The sequence below is a fragment of the Flavobacterium pokkalii genome, assembly GCF_014596575.1.
GTDB lineage: Bacteria > Bacteroidota > Bacteroidia > Flavobacteriales > Flavobacteriaceae > Flavobacterium > Flavobacterium pokkalii.
Genome location: NZ_NASZ01000015.1, coordinates 26,030 through 42,320, shown reverse-complemented (window position 1 = coordinate 42,320; position 16,291 = coordinate 26,030). Strand labels below are relative to the sequence as shown.

Sequence of the window (16,291 nt, the reverse complement as noted above, 5' to 3'; positions counted from 1 at the left end):
TATGGTCTGTAAAAACTACAAACCATAAACTTAAACTTTTACAAATTATCAATTACACTGCTTAAACGCTCCGTGATTTCGGCAATAGAACCAATTCCGTTTACAGCATAAAATTTATTTTGTCCTTTGTAAAAATCAATCAAAGGTGCTGTTTTTTCGTTATATTCCTGATAACGGTTACGAATTTTCTCTTCGTCCTGATCATCGGCTCTTCCTGAAGTTTTTCCTCTTTCTAGTAATCTTGCAACAAGAATTTCATCATCAGCTTCTAAAGCTACGGTTGCAGTAATCACTTCGTTTTTAGTTGCTAAAAAAGCATCCAAAGCCTGAGCCTGAGCAATTGTTCTTGGAAAACCATCAAATAAAAAACCTGCCGAATCCGGATTAGCTTCCACTTCACTTTGCAACATTTTAATGGTTACTTCATCAGGAACTAACTCTCCGTTGTTGATATACGTTTGAGCCAATTTTCCTAATTCCGTTTCATTTTTGATATTAAATCTAAAAATATCACCTGTAGAAAGATGTGTCAAGTTGTATTTTTCTTTTAAAAACTCAGCCTGAGTTCCTTTTCCAGCTCCTGGTTTCCCAAATAAAACAATGTTAGTCATTTTTAATCTTTTAATTTTTATTTTTAATCTTTTAATTGATACACTTCCGGTAAATTTCGGCCTAAACCATCATAATCTAAACCAAAACCAACTATAAATTTATTCGGAATCTGAATCCCGATATAATCAATTTTTACATCTTTTTTATACGCATCAGGCTTGAAAAAAAGAGTCGCTATTTTAAAATGTTTTGGATTTTGCTTCTTAATTAACGTTTTTAGCTCCACAATGGTATGTCCCGTATCGATAATATCTTCAATGACCACTACCGAGCGTCCTGTTAAATCCTGATTCAATCCTATCAATTCTTTAACTTCATTGGTAGAAGTCAGTCCGTTATAAGAAGCCATTTTCAGGAAACTCACCTCACATGGTTTTGAATATTTTTTTACAAAATCAGAAACCACCATGAAAGAACCGTTCAAAACTCCAATAAAAACAGGAATTTCATCGGCAAAATCATCTTCAATTTGGGCAACCATTTTTTGGATGGCAAAGTCAATTTCTTCGGCAGAAATAAACGGAACAAATTGTTTATCGTGAAGTTGAACCATTATTTTTTATTTTAAAATAATGCGCAAAGATACTGAATTGAATTTTGAGTTTAACAATTGATTTCTAATTTGTACTTTTAAGGCTCTTTCTTAAAAATCCATGAACGAATTAGACACTATTATTAGCCAAACCACAGGATACAAAAAAAGTCGTCAGGTCACTGCCGATTATTTACTAACACATCCTGAACTTTTGGATGATTTTATGAAAATTTGTTTCGAAAATCAAAACCCCGACCATTACAAAGCTTGCTGGGCAATGGAATTAATAGCTTTAAAAAAGCTGGATTATTTAGAAAGACAACTCGCTTTAATTTGTTCCAAAAGCAAAATATTAACAAACGAAAGTGCTATCAGACCTCTTTCAAAAGTTATTTTCTTACTCATTGAAGCACATTATAAAACTTCAAAAAAAGAAATTAATTTCACTCAACACCAACTTCAGGAACTCATTGAAATTAATTTTGACTGGCTGATTACCAACACCAAAGTAGCTTCAAAAGTCTATGCTATGCGTAGTTTACAACTTTTAGGAAAAGAATTCGATTGGATTCATCCCGAATTAGAAATCATATTAGTAAAAGATTTCAGCTCACACACCGCAGCTTACAAATCGGTTTCAAAGCACATTTAGAAGAAAATAAAATAGCATTTTCCAAATCCATCATTAAAAAGTATCTTTGCGCCAATAAACTTTCGAGACAATGAATTATTTTTCTTCTGATTTTAAATTAGGAATTCTGGGAGGCGGACAACTGGGAAAAATGCTCCTATTCGACACTAGAAAATTTGATATACAAACTTACGTTCTTGATCCAAGCGATGAAGCCCCATGCAAAATTGCCTGTAACCATTTCTTTCAAGGTGATTTGATGGATTTTGACACGGTTTACAACTTTGGAAAAAAAGTCGATGTACTGACTTTCGAAATCGAATTGGTAAATCTGGAAGCCTTAGAAAAATTAGAAAGCGAAGGTTTAAAAGTATATCCTTCACCAAAAACGCTGAGAAGTATTCAAAACAAAGGAAGACAGAAAGATTTCTACACCCAACATGCAATCCCTACAGCTCCTTACCACCGTTTTAATGATTTAAAAAGTCTTGTTGTTGCCTTTTTAGATTCCAAGTTAAAATTGCCGTTTGTATGGAAATGCACTGAATTTGGTTACGATGGAAATGGCGTAAAAATCATTCGTCAGGCTTCCGATTTAGAAAGCCTTCCAAATGTAGAATGTATTGCCGAAGAAATGATTCCGTTCAAAAACGAATTGGCCGTGATTGTTTGTCGCAATCCTTCGGGCGAAATCAAAACCTATCCGGTGGTTGAAATGGAATTTCATCCGGAAGCCAATCAGGTGGAATACGTAATTTGTCCTGCCCGTATTAACGATGCTGTTGCCGAAAAAGCCAGAGCTATTGCCTTAAAAGTTTCTCAAAACTTCAACCACGTTGGTCTTTTAGCTGTGGAAATGTTCCAAACTCAAGATGATGAAGTGATTGTAAACGAAGTTGCGCCTCGTCCGCACAATTCCGGACATTATTCAATCGAAGCCAGTTATACTTCACAATTTGAGAACCACTTACGCGCTATTCTGGATTTACCTTTAGGAGATACGGATAGTAAAGTAGCGGGAATCATGGTGAATTTAGTGGGTGCAGAAGGTCACTCCGGAAATGTGGTTTATCAAAATATCGAAAAAATATTAGGCTGGAACGGAGTTACACCACACATTTATGGTAAAAAACAAACGCGTCCTTTTAGAAAAATGGGACATGTAACGATTGCCAACGAAAATATGGCCGAAGCAAGAAAAATTGCTGAGGATGTAAAAAATACAATTAGAGTAATTAGTGAATAATTAAAAAATTTAAAGATTGAAACATTTAAAGATGCAATTCAAATTTTTAAACCTTTCAATCATTTAATCTTTAAATAATAAAAAATGAAAGTAGCCGTAATTATGGGAAGCATCTCTGATATGCCAGTCATGCAGGAAGCCATCAACATATTAAAAGAATTTGGAATCGAAACGGAAGTAGATATTGTTTCGGCTCACCGTACACCTGAAAAACTTTTCGATTTTAGCAATAACGCTCACAAAAGAGGAATTGCAGTAATTATTGCCGGAGCCGGTGGAGCAGCGCATTTACCTGGAATGGTTGCTTCGATGTCGCCACTTCCTGTAATTGGAGTTCCTGTAAAATCAAGCAATTCTATCGATGGTTGGGATTCGGTTTTATCTATTTTACAAATGCCGGGCGGTGTTCCTGTAGCCACTGTAGCTTTAAACGGAGCAAAAAATGCCGGAATCTTAGCCGCACAAATCATCGGAAGTTCAAATGCTGACGTATTAAACAAAATTGTTGCTTACAAATTAGGTCTGAAAGAAGCCGTTATTAAAGCTTCTGAAAGTTTAAAATAACAAATTAATTTCACAGAGATTCGCAAAGAAGACACAGAGACTCAAAAAAATTTAGCGTCTCTTCGTTGATTTCCTTTGCGAATCTTTGCGTAACAAAACATATCAACATGAGTATTTTAACACAGCACTTTAATACCAAACACAATACAGCGCCTTTTTCGCAAATCAATATCGAAGATTATTTCCCAGCTTTCCAGGAAGGAATTGCTTTGGCAAAAGCCGAAATTGATGCGATTGTTAATAATCCTGAAGCGCCAACATTTGAAAACACCATCGAAACGATGGATTATGCAGGAGCTACTTTGGATAGAATATCAAGTATTTTTTTCAATCTGAATTCGGCCGAAACGAATGAGGAAATGCAAAAAATCGCTCAGGAAATTTCACCATTATTGTCTGAATTCAGCAACGATATTACTTTAAATCCGGAACTTTTTGCCCGAATCAAATCGGTTTATGAGCAAAAAGAAAGCCTAACCTTAACTCCGGAGCAAAGTACTTTATTAGATAAAAAATACAAAAGTTTTTCCCGTAACGGAGCAAACTTAGTCGAAGATCAAAAAAATCAGTTGCGCGAAATCGACAAAGAATTAGCGAAGTTGAGTTTGCAATTTGGCGAAAATGTTTTAGCAGAAACTAATGCTTTCCAAATGTATCTAACGGATGAAAAGGATTTGGCAGGACTACCGGAAGGAACAATCGAGGCCGCGCGCACTTTGGCGAAAGCCCAAGAAAAAGAAGGTTGGATTTTTACCTTGGATCATCCAAGTTATATTCCATTTATGACTTATGCGGATAACAGAGAATTGCGTAAAAAAATGGCAATTGCTTTTGGTGCCAAAGGGTTCCAACAAAACGAATTCAACAATGAAGCAATCGTTTTGAAAATTGTCAAATTACGTCAGCAAAGAGCTAATTTATTAGGATATCAAACACATGCTCATTTTGTTTTGGAAGAAAGAATGGCCGAAAGTCCGGAAAAAGTGATGGCTTTTGAAAATGATTTATTGACGAAAGCAAAACCGGCTGCAGTAAAAGAATTTGAACAATTAAGCGCTTTCGCAAAAGAATTAGACGGAATCGAACAATTGGAAAAATGGGACGGTGCCTATTATTCTGAAAAATTAAAACAACAATTGTTTAATTTGGATGATGAAAAATTGAAACCTTATTTTCAATTGGAAAAAGTCTTAAATGGAGCTTTTACCATCGCTGGAAAATTATACGGCCTGACTTTTACCGAAGTATTTGACATTGACAAATACCACGAGGAAGTGATGACTTATGAAGTGAGTGACGAAAACAATAATTTGGTTGCCATATTCTACGCCGATTTCTTCCCAAGAAAAGGAAAACGCAACGGAGCTTGGATGACATCCTTCAAATCACAATATGTGAAAGATGGTGTAAACGAAAGACCGCATATTTCCAACGTTTGCAACTTTACCAAGCCTACTGAAACCAAACCATCTTTGTTAACTTTTAACGAAGTAACGACCTTATTCCATGAATTTGGACATGGCTTACACGGCATGTTGGCTGATACAATTTACCCAAGTTTATCCGGGACATCGGTGTATTGGGATTTTGTAGAATTACCATCTCAAGTGATGGAAAACTGGTGCTACGAACCGGAAGCATTGGCTTTGTTTGCCACACATTATCAAACCGGCGAAGTGATTCCGCAGGAATATGTAGAAAAAATAAAAGAAAGTGCCAGTTTCCAAGAAGGTTTAGCTACACTTAGACAACTAAGTTTTGGCTTGTTAGACATGGCTTGGCATGGACAAGACCCAACAGCCATAAGCGATTTAAAAGCATTTGAAACTGAACAATTCAAAAATACCCAATTGTATCCTGATGTGGCCGAAAATGCCATGAGTACAGCCTTCTCTCATATATTTCAAGGAGGTTATTCATCTGGTTATTACAGCTATAAATGGGCAGAAGTTCTGGATGCTGATGCTTTTGAATACTTTAAAGAAAATGGTATTTTCAACAAAGAAATTGCAACCAAATTTAAAGACAACGTATTGTCCAAAGGTGGTACCGAACACCCGATGACTTTATACAAACGTTTTAGAGGTCAGGAACCAAAACCAGATGCTTTATTAAGAAGAGCTGGGTTGATTTAGAACGTAGAAAACGCTCTTCAGAATACAGATAAAAACCGTCACGTTTTACAACGAGACGGTTTTTCATTTTCATATTGTATCGGAAAAATAATATGCATAAATTTGACCAGAAATGTACGCTTAATATTCCATTAAAGAATATAACTAGTTCAATTTATACGTATATAAACGGGTTAGTAGTAATTGCTCGGAACGCAAAATAAATTAATGAAAAAAATCAATAATATCACTACAGAAAGTGCTAAAAGTATATTTTCAGTTGACAAAGTAGTTGCTGGAATTGATGAGTTAAAAAACTACAATTGGCCAAAATTTACTGAAGAAGATGATATTGATTATTTTGTTGAAAAAATCCACAAAATTATTACCTCAAAACTTGGTCCATTCCCAAATTTAATACGCTCGATTTCACAAGAAAAAATTGACTTTCCAATTTTCAGAGCAAGAGAAGTCGAACAAGTAAAAAACAACCAACTTTTTGCTGAATTTTCAAATCCACCAATCCCATTCACAACTATGGGTAGATGTAATTTCCCAAAACATCCTGTTTTTTATGCATCAAACAGCCCATTAGTTGCAATGCTTGAAGTACTTCGAACATCTGACTTTAGTAATCAAAAGATTTATCTTTCTTCATGGAGTATTATTCCTAATGAAGATAATTTTTATTTCGAAACGTTCTTAAAAAATGGCTTAACAAAAGAGAGTCTTTATCATGGTTTCAATAAAGACTTAAAACAAAATATAGACAAAACATTTGAGGGACTAATTACTGATGAACAAGTATTAGGAACAATTGAATATTTAAAGTTCTTAGACCAACAATTTATTTCAGACAATAACTATTCATTATCTGCAGCATTAGCTCATAGACGACTTTATGTCAAAGGTAACTTTGGTAGTGATATCATAATGTATCCTAGTGTACAGAGCAAAGGAAATGAAGTTAATATGGCAATAAATCCAAATTTTGTCATGAATAATATGAAACTTAATAGGATTTATGTCGTATCTCTCCAAAATTACAATTTAACAACAAAACAATATTCTCTAACTTTTCACCAATATGGCCAAGTGAGCAAAAATGCAATCTTATGGAGTAATGACATGAAAGATGAAAATTTTAAAGAAGCTGCAGCTGCAGATTTTGGAAAATTTGAATTGACTGAAATTTAACGCGATTCCTTTCGCATGAAGATTATGCACGAAACACCCAATGACGCTATACAAACGTTTTAGAGGTCTGGAACCAAAACCAGATGCTTTATTAAGAAGAGCGGGATTGATTTAGATTGCAGATTTTAGAATTCAGATTTCAGATATAAACCGAAGTAGTAATGCTTCGGTTTTTTTTTATTTTACAGCAAAACCACCAAAAGCCACCAAATAACAGGAATACTTTCCACCCAAAAAGACGAATAATATTTAGACCTTTTTTCATTGGAAAAAACCAAAAAGACAGAAAGCATTAGCACTAAAATCAAATTGACCAACAGCTGTTTTTCGACAAAATTAATTTTTAAAAACTCCAGAAAATAAAAAGGAACAAGCAATAGCAATCCTAATAATTTGGTGCGCTTCACGCCTATTTGCTGTGGAACGGTTTTAAGATGCGGATCATCGTTATTCAAATCGATAATTTCGAAAACCAAAATCAAATCGAAAACCAATATAAAACGCTGCACACACTTAATAAAAAAATCCTGACCTAAAGCATGATGCGCATTAACCAATGGCAACATCAAAGTGACTCCTACCCAACACAAAGCAACTATGTAAATTTTCACCCCAGCCCAATTTCGTGCGTTTCTGCGGTTTGGGAAAAAAGGAAGTGTGTACAACAAGGTAAGTATCAATACAGCTACAGCAACTATTTGAGTAACTAACTCCAGTTGAAAGAAATAAAAACCTACCGCCAGAAAAGATATAAAGCTCAAAAAAGCAATCAATTTTAACTCATTTCGCATCATTCTTTTTTTGGCTCTGGCCAAAGCATCGTATTTTACGAAATTATATCCTACAATTGTCCCGAAGAAAGCAAAAAAAGCAATGGATTCATCATAAGGTATTGCAAACATGTATTGTGTCATTCGCACCAACGCATAAACCGACAAAGCAACGTGAATGCTGGATTTTAGATAAAAATCAAAAAGGCTCTGAATACGAATCATCTAACAAATATAAATATTTAAGGGTAATATTTATTAATTTTTCATTGAACAAATAAAATGAATCCTAAAATGCATTATTTTGATTAGAATTATACTTATTTTTGCGCCACAAAAAAACAGAAACTTTTTTACAGTTAGATGAAAACAGATGCTTTTGCTTTAAGACACATTGGGCCAAGAGAAACTGACCTAGAACATATGTTCAAAACAATTGGTGTAAATGATATGAGCCAATTACTTTATGAAACGTTTCCGGACGGAATTCGTTTAAAAAATGATTTAATACTTGACCCGGCGATGACCGAATATGAATACGCCAATCATATTCAGGAATTAGGCAAAAAAAATAAAGTTTTCAAATCATACATCGGTTTGGGATACCACCCAACGATTGTACCGGCGGCTATTCAAAGAAATATTTTTGAAAACCCGGGATGGTACACAGCTTACACTCCTTATCAGGCAGAAATTGCTCAAGGTCGTTTAGAAGCGATTTTAAATTTCCAAACTATGGTGATTGAATTAACCGGAATGGAAATTGCCAATGCTTCTTTATTAGATGAAGGTACTGCTGCTGCTGAAGCGATGGCTTTATTATTTGACGTTCGTTCTCGTGAGCAAAAGAAAAACAATATTTGTAAATTCTTCGTTTCTGAAGAAATTTTACCTCAAACATTATCCGTTTTACAAACGCGTTCAACTCCAATCGGAATTGAATTAGTTGTAGGAAACCACGAAACTTTTGATTTCTCCAATGAGTTCTTCGGAGCTATTTTACAATATCCTGGAAAATACGGACAGGTAAACGATTATACAGCTTTTATCGCAAAAGCAGCAGCAAACGAAATCAAAGTAGCTTTTGCTGCCGATATTTTATCTTTGGCAACTTTAACTTCTCCGGGAGAAATGGGAGCTGCAGTTGTTGTGGGAACTACACAACGTTTTGGTATTCCAATGGGATATGGAGGTCCTCACGCAGCTTATTTTGCCACGAAAGAAGAATACAAGCGTTCTATGCCGGGACGTATCATCGGTGTCTCTATCGATGCTAACGGAAACCGTGCTTTACGTATGGCTTTAGGAACGCGCGAGCAACATATCAAACGTGAAAAAGCAACTTCAAACATTTGTACAGCACAAGTATTATTAGCTGTTATGGCTGGTATGTACGTGGTTTATCACGGCCCAAAGGGATTAAAATATATCGCCAACAAAGTTCACGCTTCTGCTGTTACTACGGCTGATGCTTTAAACAAATTAGGCGTTTATCAAACCAATACCGCTTTCTTTGATACTATTTTAGTAAAAGCGAATGCTCAAAAAGTAAAAGCTGTTGCTGAAAGAAACGAAGTTAACTTCTTCTATGTAGACGCTGAAACGATTTCGATTTCGTTCAACGAAACAACTTCAATTGCAGACATCAACCAAATCATTGCGATTTTTGCGGAAGCAACTGGAAAAGATGCTTTCACCATTTCTGAATTGTCAACTGCATCTCAATTACCGGCTTCTTTAGAGAGAACCTCATCTTTCTTAACGCATGAGGTTTTCAACAACCATCATTCTGAAAGCCAGTTGATGCGTTATATCAAAAAATTAGAACGAAAAGATTTATCATTGAATCACTCTATGATTTCTTTAGGTTCTTGTACCATGAAATTAAATGCTGCTTCTGAAATGTTGCCATTATCCATGCCAAACTGGAACAGCATTCACCCATTTGCTCCAATCGAACAAGCTGAAGGTTACATCACGATGCTTAAAAAATTAGAAGAGCAATTAAATGTAATCACTGGATTTACTGGTACAACTTTACAACCAAACTCAGGAGCTCAGGGAGAATACGCCGGTTTGATGGCAATCCGTGCTTACCACATGTCTCGTGGTGAAGGTTACCGTAATGTATGTTTGATTCCATCATCTGCTCACGGAACGAATCCGGCTTCGGCAGCAATGGCGGGTATGAAAATCATCGTAACTAAAACTACTCCGGAAGGAAATATTGACGTAGAAGATTTAAGAGCAAAAGCTATTGAACACAAAGATGATTTATCTTGTTTAATGGTAACATATCCTTCAACTCACGGAGTTTACGAATCAACAATTATCGAAATCACCAAATTAATCCACGAAAACGGAGGATTAGTATATATGGATGGTGCCAATATGAACGCTCAGGTTGGTTTAACAAATCCTGCAACTATTGGAGCGGACGTTTGTCACCTGAACTTACACAAAACATTCGCTATCCCTCACGGAGGTGGCGGACCTGGTGTGGGACCAATTTGTGTAAACGAAAAATTAGTTCCGTTCTTACCTACCAACCCAATCTTAAATGTAGGCGGAGAGCAAGCCATTACAGCTATTTCTTCCGCACCTTACGGATCAGCTTTAGTTTGTTTAATTTCTTACGGGTACATCACGATGATGGGAGCTGAAGGATTAAAAAGTGCAACTGAACATGCTATCTTAAATGCAAACTACATGAAATCTCGTTTTGAAGGACACTACCCTATTCTTTACACTGGAGAATGCGGAAGAGCTGCTCACGAAATGATCTTAGATTGCCGTGCTTTCAAACAAAACGGAATTGAAGTAGGTGATATCGCTAAACGTTTAATGGATTACGGTTTCCACGCGCCTACGGTTTCTTTCCCAGTTGCGGGAACTTTAATGATTGAACCTACAGAATCGGAAGATTTGGCAGAATTAGATCGTTTTTGTGATGCACTGATTGCTATTAGACAAGAAATTGAAGCAGCCAATGCCGATGACAAAAATAATGTCTTGAAAAACGCACCTCATACTTTAGCGATGTTAACCGCAGACACTTGGAATTTCCCATATTCTCGTGAAACGGCTGCTTATCCACTGGATTATATTGCAGAAAACAAATTCTGGCCATCAGTTCGTCGTGTTGATGATGCTTATGGAGACAGAAATTTAGTTTGTTCTTGTGCGCCAATTGAAGCGTATATGGAAAGCTAATTAACACAAAATATTCATTTAAAATGCCTCGGTTTATCGGGGCATTTTTTTGCCCAACAAATCTCGAAAAGCCTAAATATTTAATTATTAAAGAACTTTCTGTAATTAAAAATTAAAGCAGGCTGAATTTAATTTTCTTAAAAAAATATCAGTATTTTTGCCAATTGCATAGCATTTAGTATTCTTCAACCGATTGATGAAATACAAACCTATTGCCGCCCTTTTTAACAGAACTAATCTAATGAAAATAAAGATAACCGGAACAGGTAGTTACATACCCGAAAGAGTAATTTCAGACAAATACTTTGAACTTCATCAATTTTTAAACGACGATGGAACTCCCATCAAACAATCGAATGAAGTTATCATTAAAAAATTCAAAGCAATAACAGGAATCGAAGAAAGGCGCTATTCAGAAAGTCATCATAACACTTCTGATTTAGCTTTTCTGGCTTCACAAAAAGCAATCGAAAGCAGCGGAATTGATCCGGAAACTTTAGATTATATCATTTTTGCACACAATTTTGGAGATGTAAAATTTGGAAGCAATCAATCGGATATGATTCCAAGTTTAGCCAGCCGTGTGAAACATAAATTAGGAATTAAAAATCCTAAATGCGTGGCTTACGATCTTATCTTTGGATGTCCGGGCTGGGTTGAAGGTGTATTGCAGGCCAATGCTTTTATCAAATCAGGAATGGCGAAAAAATGTCTGGTAATTGGTGCCGAAACGCTATCGAGAGTGGTTGACGATCACGACCGCGATTCGATGATTTATTCTGACGGAGCCGGAGCCACTGTTATTGAAGTTTCAGATGATGAAACCGGAATGCTTTCTTATGAAACAGCTTCTTTCACAGAAGAAGAAGTTGGCTTTTTATTCAACGGAAAATCCTATCATCCGGGCTTAGACCAAAACATTAACTACATCAAAATGTACGGTCGAAAAATTTACGAATTTGCTTTAAGCAACGTTCCTTTGGCCATGAAAGAATGTTTAGACAAAAGCGGTATTTCGATAGATGAAGTCAAAAAAATCCTGATTCATCAGGCGAATGAAAAAATGGACGAAGCTATCGTGGATCGTTTTTACAAATTATACGACAAAGAAGCTCCTGCCGACATTATGCCTATGAGTATTCACGATTTAGGAAACAGCAGTGTAGCAACTGTCCCTACTCTATTTAATTTAATCCTGAATGGTCAGATTGAAAATCACGAAATCAACAAAGGAGACATTCTTATTTTTGCTTCTGTAGGAGCAGGGATGAACATCAATGCTTTTGTGTACAGATACTAATTTTTTCAGAATCTAAAATACAAATCCGCAACCTAAACTATTTTTAAGTTGCGGATTTTTTTATGTAAATCAGAAACGAAATGTAAAATATTCAACCGCAAATTCGCAAATTATTTCAGTCCTTAACTGTTTTATAATTTGCGGTATAAAAAACACTAAAGAAGCGATATATCTTTGTACATTTGCAAACAAATTTTTGGACAACTATTAAACATAAACGAACGAAAAATTGCTTCGTTCCCAGCAATAACTATGTACGAAAAAACTTTTCCTAATAAACGATTCAAACACACCTTAGATTTTTTAAAAAAACACGTTTCAACTTCTGAAACCATTTTTGACTTAGGAGTTCCAAATCCGTTTTCCAAAATTATGCAGGAGAATGGTTATCAGGTAAAAAACACTGGCGGAGAAGATTTAGACAAAGACCAATCGGCTTTACAAAAGGAAACTTATGAGGTTTTTACCGCTTTTGAAATTTTCGAACATTTATTGAATCCGTACACCGTTTTAGAAAATGTAAAATGCGATAAATTAGTCATCTCAATTCCGCTACGCTTATGGTTCTCTCCGGCATACCGAAGCAAAACTGACATGTGGGACCGCCATTATCACGAATTTGAAGACTGGCAATTGGATTGGCTTTTAGAAAAAACTGGCTGGAAAATTACCGCCAGAGAAAAATTTACTCATCCGGTAAAGAAATTTGGTTTCCGACCTTTATTACGATATTTCACTCCACGATATTATATTGTATTTGCTGAGAGAGTAAAAAATTAAGATTATTGATTAACGATTTTTGATTTTTATATTTTAGACAATTACAAATCTGAAATCTAAAATCTGAAATCTAAAATTTCATAAATGAACTACTATCTGGTTATTCCTGCACACAACGAAGAAGAATTTATTGCTTTAACCTTAGAATCTCTGGTTTCACAAACACTTTTACCTAAAAAAGTAGTCATTGTAAACGATAATTCGACGGATAAAACGGCCGAAATTGTTCAGGCTTTCGCCAAAGAAAATCCGTTTATTTCTTTAGTCGAAAAAAAATCAAGTGCGATTCATTTACCCGGAAGCAAAGTAATTCAGGCCTTTCAAACCGGTTTTGAAACTTTGGATGATGATTATGATGTGATTGTAAAACTGGATGCCGATTTAATTTTTCCAACGAATTATTTCGAAACCATCACCAAGCATTTTCAATCCGATGAACGCATTGGGATGGTTGGCGGATTTTGCTATATTGAAAAAAATGGCGAATGGGTTTTAGAAAACCTAACCGATAAAGATCATATTCGAGGCGCTTTGAAAGCTTACCGAAAAGAAACTTTCAAGCAAATTGGCGGTTTGCGTCCACAAATGGGTTGGGACACTGTTGACGAATTGTTATGTAAATTTTACAATTGGAAAGTCGTTACCGATGCCTCTTTGAAAGTGAAACATTTAAAACCTACCGGAGCTAACTACAACAAAACAGCGCGTTACAAGCAGGGAGAAGCTTTTTACACCTTAGGTTACGGATTTTGGATTACTGCCATTGCTTCAGCAAAACTAGCGATGATGAAGAAAAAACCATTCTTATTTTTGGATTACATCAAAGGTTTTTTAAAAGCAAAATCCGAGAAAAAACCGTTGTTAGTCAATGAAGAACAGGCAAAATTCATTCGTCAATACCGATTAAAAAAGATGAAAGAAAAGCTATTTTAAAGATGCACTAATAATTCAAACCATATAAGCCATATAAGTTTTTTTTAACTCACATATTAAGACAAAAAGTTGTTTAATTAAAAGTCCAAGTAAGTTCAAAACAAATGGTTTTAATTATTTTGTCAATTAAAAAACTCACAACCCATAACTCATAACTCATAACTTCTTTTTATTTTAGCCAATATTCAAAAACTATGATGCTCATTCGATATTTATCCCAAATAGGAAGATACTTTTTAATGCTCAAAGAGATTTTTAGCAAACAGACCAAATGGTCGATGATGCGAAATCTTATCTTTAAAGAAATTGACGATTTAATCATTGGTTCACTTGGAATTGTTGCTTTTATTTCCTTTTTCGTGGGTGGAGTTGTTTCCATTCAAACCGCATTAAACCTTACCAATCCTTTGATTCCAAAATACCTGATTGGTTTTGCGACACGTCAGTCAGTAATTCTGGAATTTGCCCCTACTTTTATTTCGGTAATTATGGCCGGAAAAATGGGATCTTTTATCACTTCCAGTATTGGAACCATGCGTGTTACCGAACAAATTGACGCTTTGGAAGTAATGGGAGTTAACTCTTTAAATTACTTGGTTTTCCCGAAAATTATCGCTTTACTATTGTATCCGTTTGTTATTGGAATCAGTATGTTTTTGGGTATTTTTGGAGGATGGCTGGCTGGCGTTTACGGTGGATTTACCACCAGTACCGACTTTGTTACCGGTGCGCAAATGCAATTTATTCCGTTTCACATTACCTATGCTTTTATCAAAACCTTCATATTCGCTATGCTTTTGGCTACTATTCCGTCATTTCACGGCTATTATATGAAAGGCGGTGCACTTGAAGTAGGTAAAGCCAGTACGGTTTCCTTTGTCTGGACCTCAGTTTCCATTATTCTTTTCAATTATATATTAACACAGTTATTATTAGGCTCATGATAGAAGTTAAAGACGTTGAAAAATCATTTGGCGAAAGCAAAATTCTGAAAGGAGTCAGCACTGTTTTCGAAACCGGAAAGACTAACCTGATTATTGGTCAAAGTGGTTCCGGAAAAACAGTATTATTAAAAAGTTTGTTAGGAATTCACCAGCCTGAGGTGGGTACTATTTCTTTTGACGGACGTATTTATTCCGACTTAAGTGACGAAGAAAAAAGAGATTTACGTACCGAAATTGGGATGGTATTCCAGGGAAGTGCCTTATTCGACTCGATGAGTGTGGCCGAAAATGTGGCTTTTCCATTAAAAATGTTTACTAACAAAAGTAAATCGGAAATCAACGACCGTGTTGATTTTGTTTTAAAAAGAGTAAATCTAATCGATGCTCATAACAAATTACCTTCTGAAATTTCAGGAGGAATGCAAAAACGTGTGGCTATTGCCCGCGCTATTGTGAACAACCCAAAATATTTATTTTGTGACGAACCCAACTCGGGACTGGATCCAAACACTTCCATCCTGATTGACAACCTGATCAAAGAAATCACCGAAGAATACAATATTACCACCGTAATCAACACGCACGATATGAACTCGGTAATGGAAATTGGCGAAAAAATTCTTTTCCTAAAAAACGGCATAAAAGCCTGGGAAGGAACTAAAGAAGAAATTTTCCGAACCGACAATGAAGCTGTAGTTGCCTTTGTGTATTCTTCCAACTTATTCAAAAAAGTGAGAGAAGCCCATTTGAAAGGCTATTAATTCACAACTTTTCAAAAGAAAACCCCAAATTCCAATTACTTCGACAAGCTCAGTGTAACAATTGGAATTTGGGATTTTTTTTAATCTCTAATGAGTTCCACCTCAGCATTCGGATTAAACAAATACAATCGTCCGGAATTGATTTCCAAGCATTCAAAACGTTTGGTACGCACAGCTATCTTTTTAAAAACCTTTCCATTTTTAATTCGGAAGACGCTGCCGTAGGGAATTTCGAAAACATAATTTTTATCGTTTTGTTTATCAAATTGTTTTAAAGCAAGCGACAAAGTAGTATCTGTATCGCTGCTGGCGCTTGGATTTCTAAAATGTCTTGCTAACAATGGCAGTAATTGATTGGGAAAAATTTCAGGTCGAATGTAAGGCACCATCAATTGCTGAAAAACATATTTCCATTCGTTTCCATGTGGTTTGATGTTGCGACCAAATTTTTCAAAAGCCACTAAATGCGCAATCTCATGAATAAGCGTAATTAAAAAACGGTACTTATTCAAACTGCCGTTTACAGTAATTTCATGTTTTCCGTTCACCGCTTTTCTATAATCACCATGACGGGTTGCTCGTTCGTTAACAATTTTTAAATGTACCCTGTTTTCTACAATCAACTCAAAAACCGGTTTGACTGCATGTTCAGGAAGATATTTTGCTAAAGTGTCGCTCAATTCTTTTTAAG

General features: G+C 35.6%; 15 protein-coding genes. 11 read left to right on the top strand and 4 right to left on the bottom strand.

The genetic code is table 11. From position 1 onward, the window contains the following. Positions 1-38 precede the first annotated feature (38 nt). Positions 39-611, bottom strand: a complete 573-nt coding sequence (locus B6A10_RS10305) for an adenylate kinase (protein ID WP_055090656.1) — start codon at positions 609-611, stop codon at positions 39-41. Positions 612-634: 23 nt separating this feature from the next. After that, positions 635-1,165 (bottom strand): hypoxanthine phosphoribosyltransferase, encoded by a 531-nt coding sequence (gene hpt / locus B6A10_RS10300; protein WP_188220831.1) that lies wholly within the window; start codon positions 1,163-1,165, stop codon positions 635-637. 100 nt (positions 1,166-1,265) lie between these two features. Between hpt and B6A10_RS10295 the strand changes: the two genes are divergently transcribed. The 5 genes from B6A10_RS10295 to B6A10_RS10275 all read left to right on the top strand — a co-directional run bounded on the left by B6A10_RS10295 (position 1,266) and on the right by B6A10_RS10275 (position 6,899). After that, positions 1,266-1,799 (top strand): hypothetical protein, encoded by a 534-nt coding sequence (locus B6A10_RS10295; RefSeq protein WP_188220830.1) that lies wholly within the window; start codon positions 1,266-1,268, stop codon positions 1,797-1,799. Between the two features lie 70 nt (positions 1,800-1,869). Beyond that, on the top strand, positions 1,870-3,024 hold the full coding sequence (locus B6A10_RS10290; protein WP_188220829.1) for a 5-(carboxyamino)imidazole ribonucleotide synthase: 1,155 nt from the start codon (positions 1,870-1,872) through the stop codon (positions 3,022-3,024). A gap of 84 nt (positions 3,025-3,108) precedes the next feature. Next, complete coding sequence (gene purE, locus B6A10_RS10285) at positions 3,109-3,588, top strand: 5-(carboxyamino)imidazole ribonucleotide mutase (RefSeq protein WP_188220828.1); 480 nt, start codon at positions 3,109-3,111, stop codon at positions 3,586-3,588. Positions 3,589-3,695: 107 nt separating this feature from the next. Then, positions 3,696-5,723, top strand: coding sequence for a M3 family metallopeptidase (locus B6A10_RS10280; protein WP_188220827.1), 2,028 nt, complete (start codon positions 3,696-3,698; stop codon positions 5,721-5,723). Between the two features lie 207 nt (positions 5,724-5,930). Next, positions 5,931-6,899, top strand: a complete 969-nt coding sequence (locus tag B6A10_RS10275; protein ID WP_188220826.1) for an RES domain-containing protein — start codon at positions 5,931-5,933, stop codon at positions 6,897-6,899. Between the two features lie 182 nt (positions 6,900-7,081). Here the strand turns inward: B6A10_RS10275 and B6A10_RS10270 are convergent, their stop codons facing one another. Next, positions 7,082-7,894, bottom strand: coding sequence for a hypothetical protein (locus B6A10_RS10270; protein WP_188220825.1), 813 nt, complete (start codon positions 7,892-7,894; stop codon positions 7,082-7,084). A gap of 138 nt (positions 7,895-8,032) precedes the next feature. Between B6A10_RS10270 and gcvP the strand changes: the two genes are divergently transcribed. The 6 genes from gcvP (at position 8,033) to B6A10_RS10240 (ending at position 15,600) form a co-directional block, all read left to right on the top strand. Continuing rightward, positions 8,033-10,882, top strand: coding sequence for an aminomethyl-transferring glycine dehydrogenase (gcvP, locus tag B6A10_RS10265; protein WP_188220824.1), 2,850 nt, complete (start codon positions 8,033-8,035; stop codon positions 10,880-10,882). A 241-nt stretch (positions 10,883-11,123) separates the two neighbouring features. Then, complete coding sequence (locus B6A10_RS10260; protein ID WP_188220823.1) at positions 11,124-12,182, top strand: 3-oxoacyl-ACP synthase III family protein; 1,059 nt, start codon at positions 11,124-11,126, stop codon at positions 12,180-12,182. 252 nt (positions 12,183-12,434) lie between these two features. Then, positions 12,435-12,962 (top strand): methyltransferase, encoded by a 528-nt coding sequence (locus tag B6A10_RS10255; RefSeq protein ID WP_188220822.1) that lies wholly within the window; start codon positions 12,435-12,437, stop codon positions 12,960-12,962. Between the two features lie 84 nt (positions 12,963-13,046). After that, complete coding sequence (locus B6A10_RS10250; protein ID WP_188220821.1) at positions 13,047-13,895, top strand: glycosyltransferase; 849 nt, start codon at positions 13,047-13,049, stop codon at positions 13,893-13,895. Between the two features lie 194 nt (positions 13,896-14,089). After that, positions 14,090-14,839, top strand: a complete 750-nt coding sequence (locus tag B6A10_RS10245) for an MlaE family ABC transporter permease (RefSeq protein ID WP_026714680.1) — start codon at positions 14,090-14,092, stop codon at positions 14,837-14,839. Further along, positions 14,836-15,600 (top strand): ABC transporter ATP-binding protein, encoded by a 765-nt coding sequence (locus B6A10_RS10240; RefSeq protein ID WP_055090632.1) that lies wholly within the window; start codon positions 14,836-14,838, stop codon positions 15,598-15,600. The genes B6A10_RS10245 and B6A10_RS10240 overlap by 4 nt, the downstream gene beginning before the upstream one ends. An 80-nt stretch (positions 15,601-15,680) precedes the next feature. Here B6A10_RS10240 and B6A10_RS10235 read toward each other — a convergent pair whose 3' ends face one another. Then, positions 15,681-16,280, bottom strand: coding sequence for a SprT-like domain-containing protein (locus tag B6A10_RS10235; protein ID WP_188220820.1), 600 nt, complete (start codon positions 16,278-16,280; stop codon positions 15,681-15,683). Positions 16,281-16,291: the final 11 nt, after the last annotated feature.

Bases quoted from the DNA above. Each gene is read 5' to 3' on its own strand.
- B6A10_RS10260 (WP_188220823.1), top strand. From the start codon at position 11,124: ATGAAAATAAAGATAACCGGAACAGGTAGTTACATACCCGAAAGAGTA.
- B6A10_RS10270 (WP_188220825.1), bottom strand. From the start codon at position 7,894: ATGATTCGTATTCAGAGCCTTTTTGATTTTTATCTAAAATCCAGCATT.
- B6A10_RS10245 (WP_026714680.1), top strand. From the start codon at position 14,090: ATGATGCTCATTCGATATTTATCCCAAATAGGAAGATACTTTTTAATG.
- B6A10_RS10290 (WP_188220829.1), top strand. From the start codon at position 1,870: ATGAATTATTTTTCTTCTGATTTTAAATTAGGAATTCTGGGAGGCGGA.
- B6A10_RS10280 (WP_188220827.1), top strand. From the start codon at position 3,696: ATGAGTATTTTAACACAGCACTTTAATACCAAACACAATACAGCGCCT.
- B6A10_RS10250 (WP_188220821.1), top strand. From the start codon at position 13,047: ATGAACTACTATCTGGTTATTCCTGCACACAACGAAGAAGAATTTATT.
- B6A10_RS10255 (WP_188220822.1), top strand. From the start codon at position 12,435: ATGTACGAAAAAACTTTTCCTAATAAACGATTCAAACACACCTTAGAT.
- B6A10_RS10275 (WP_188220826.1), top strand. From the start codon at position 5,931: ATGAAAAAAATCAATAATATCACTACAGAAAGTGCTAAAAGTATATTT.
- B6A10_RS10240 (WP_055090632.1), top strand. From the start codon at position 14,836: ATGATAGAAGTTAAAGACGTTGAAAAATCATTTGGCGAAAGCAAAATT.
- purE (WP_188220828.1), top strand. From the start codon at position 3,109: ATGAAAGTAGCCGTAATTATGGGAAGCATCTCTGATATGCCAGTCATG.
- B6A10_RS10305 (WP_055090656.1), bottom strand. From the start codon at position 611: ATGACTAACATTGTTTTATTTGGGAAACCAGGAGCTGGAAAAGGAACT.
- B6A10_RS10295 (WP_188220830.1), top strand. From the start codon at position 1,266: ATGAACGAATTAGACACTATTATTAGCCAAACCACAGGATACAAAAAA.
- gcvP (WP_188220824.1), top strand. From the start codon at position 8,033: ATGAAAACAGATGCTTTTGCTTTAAGACACATTGGGCCAAGAGAAACT.
- hpt (WP_188220831.1), bottom strand. From the start codon at position 1,165: ATGGTTCAACTTCACGATAAACAATTTGTTCCGTTTATTTCTGCCGAA.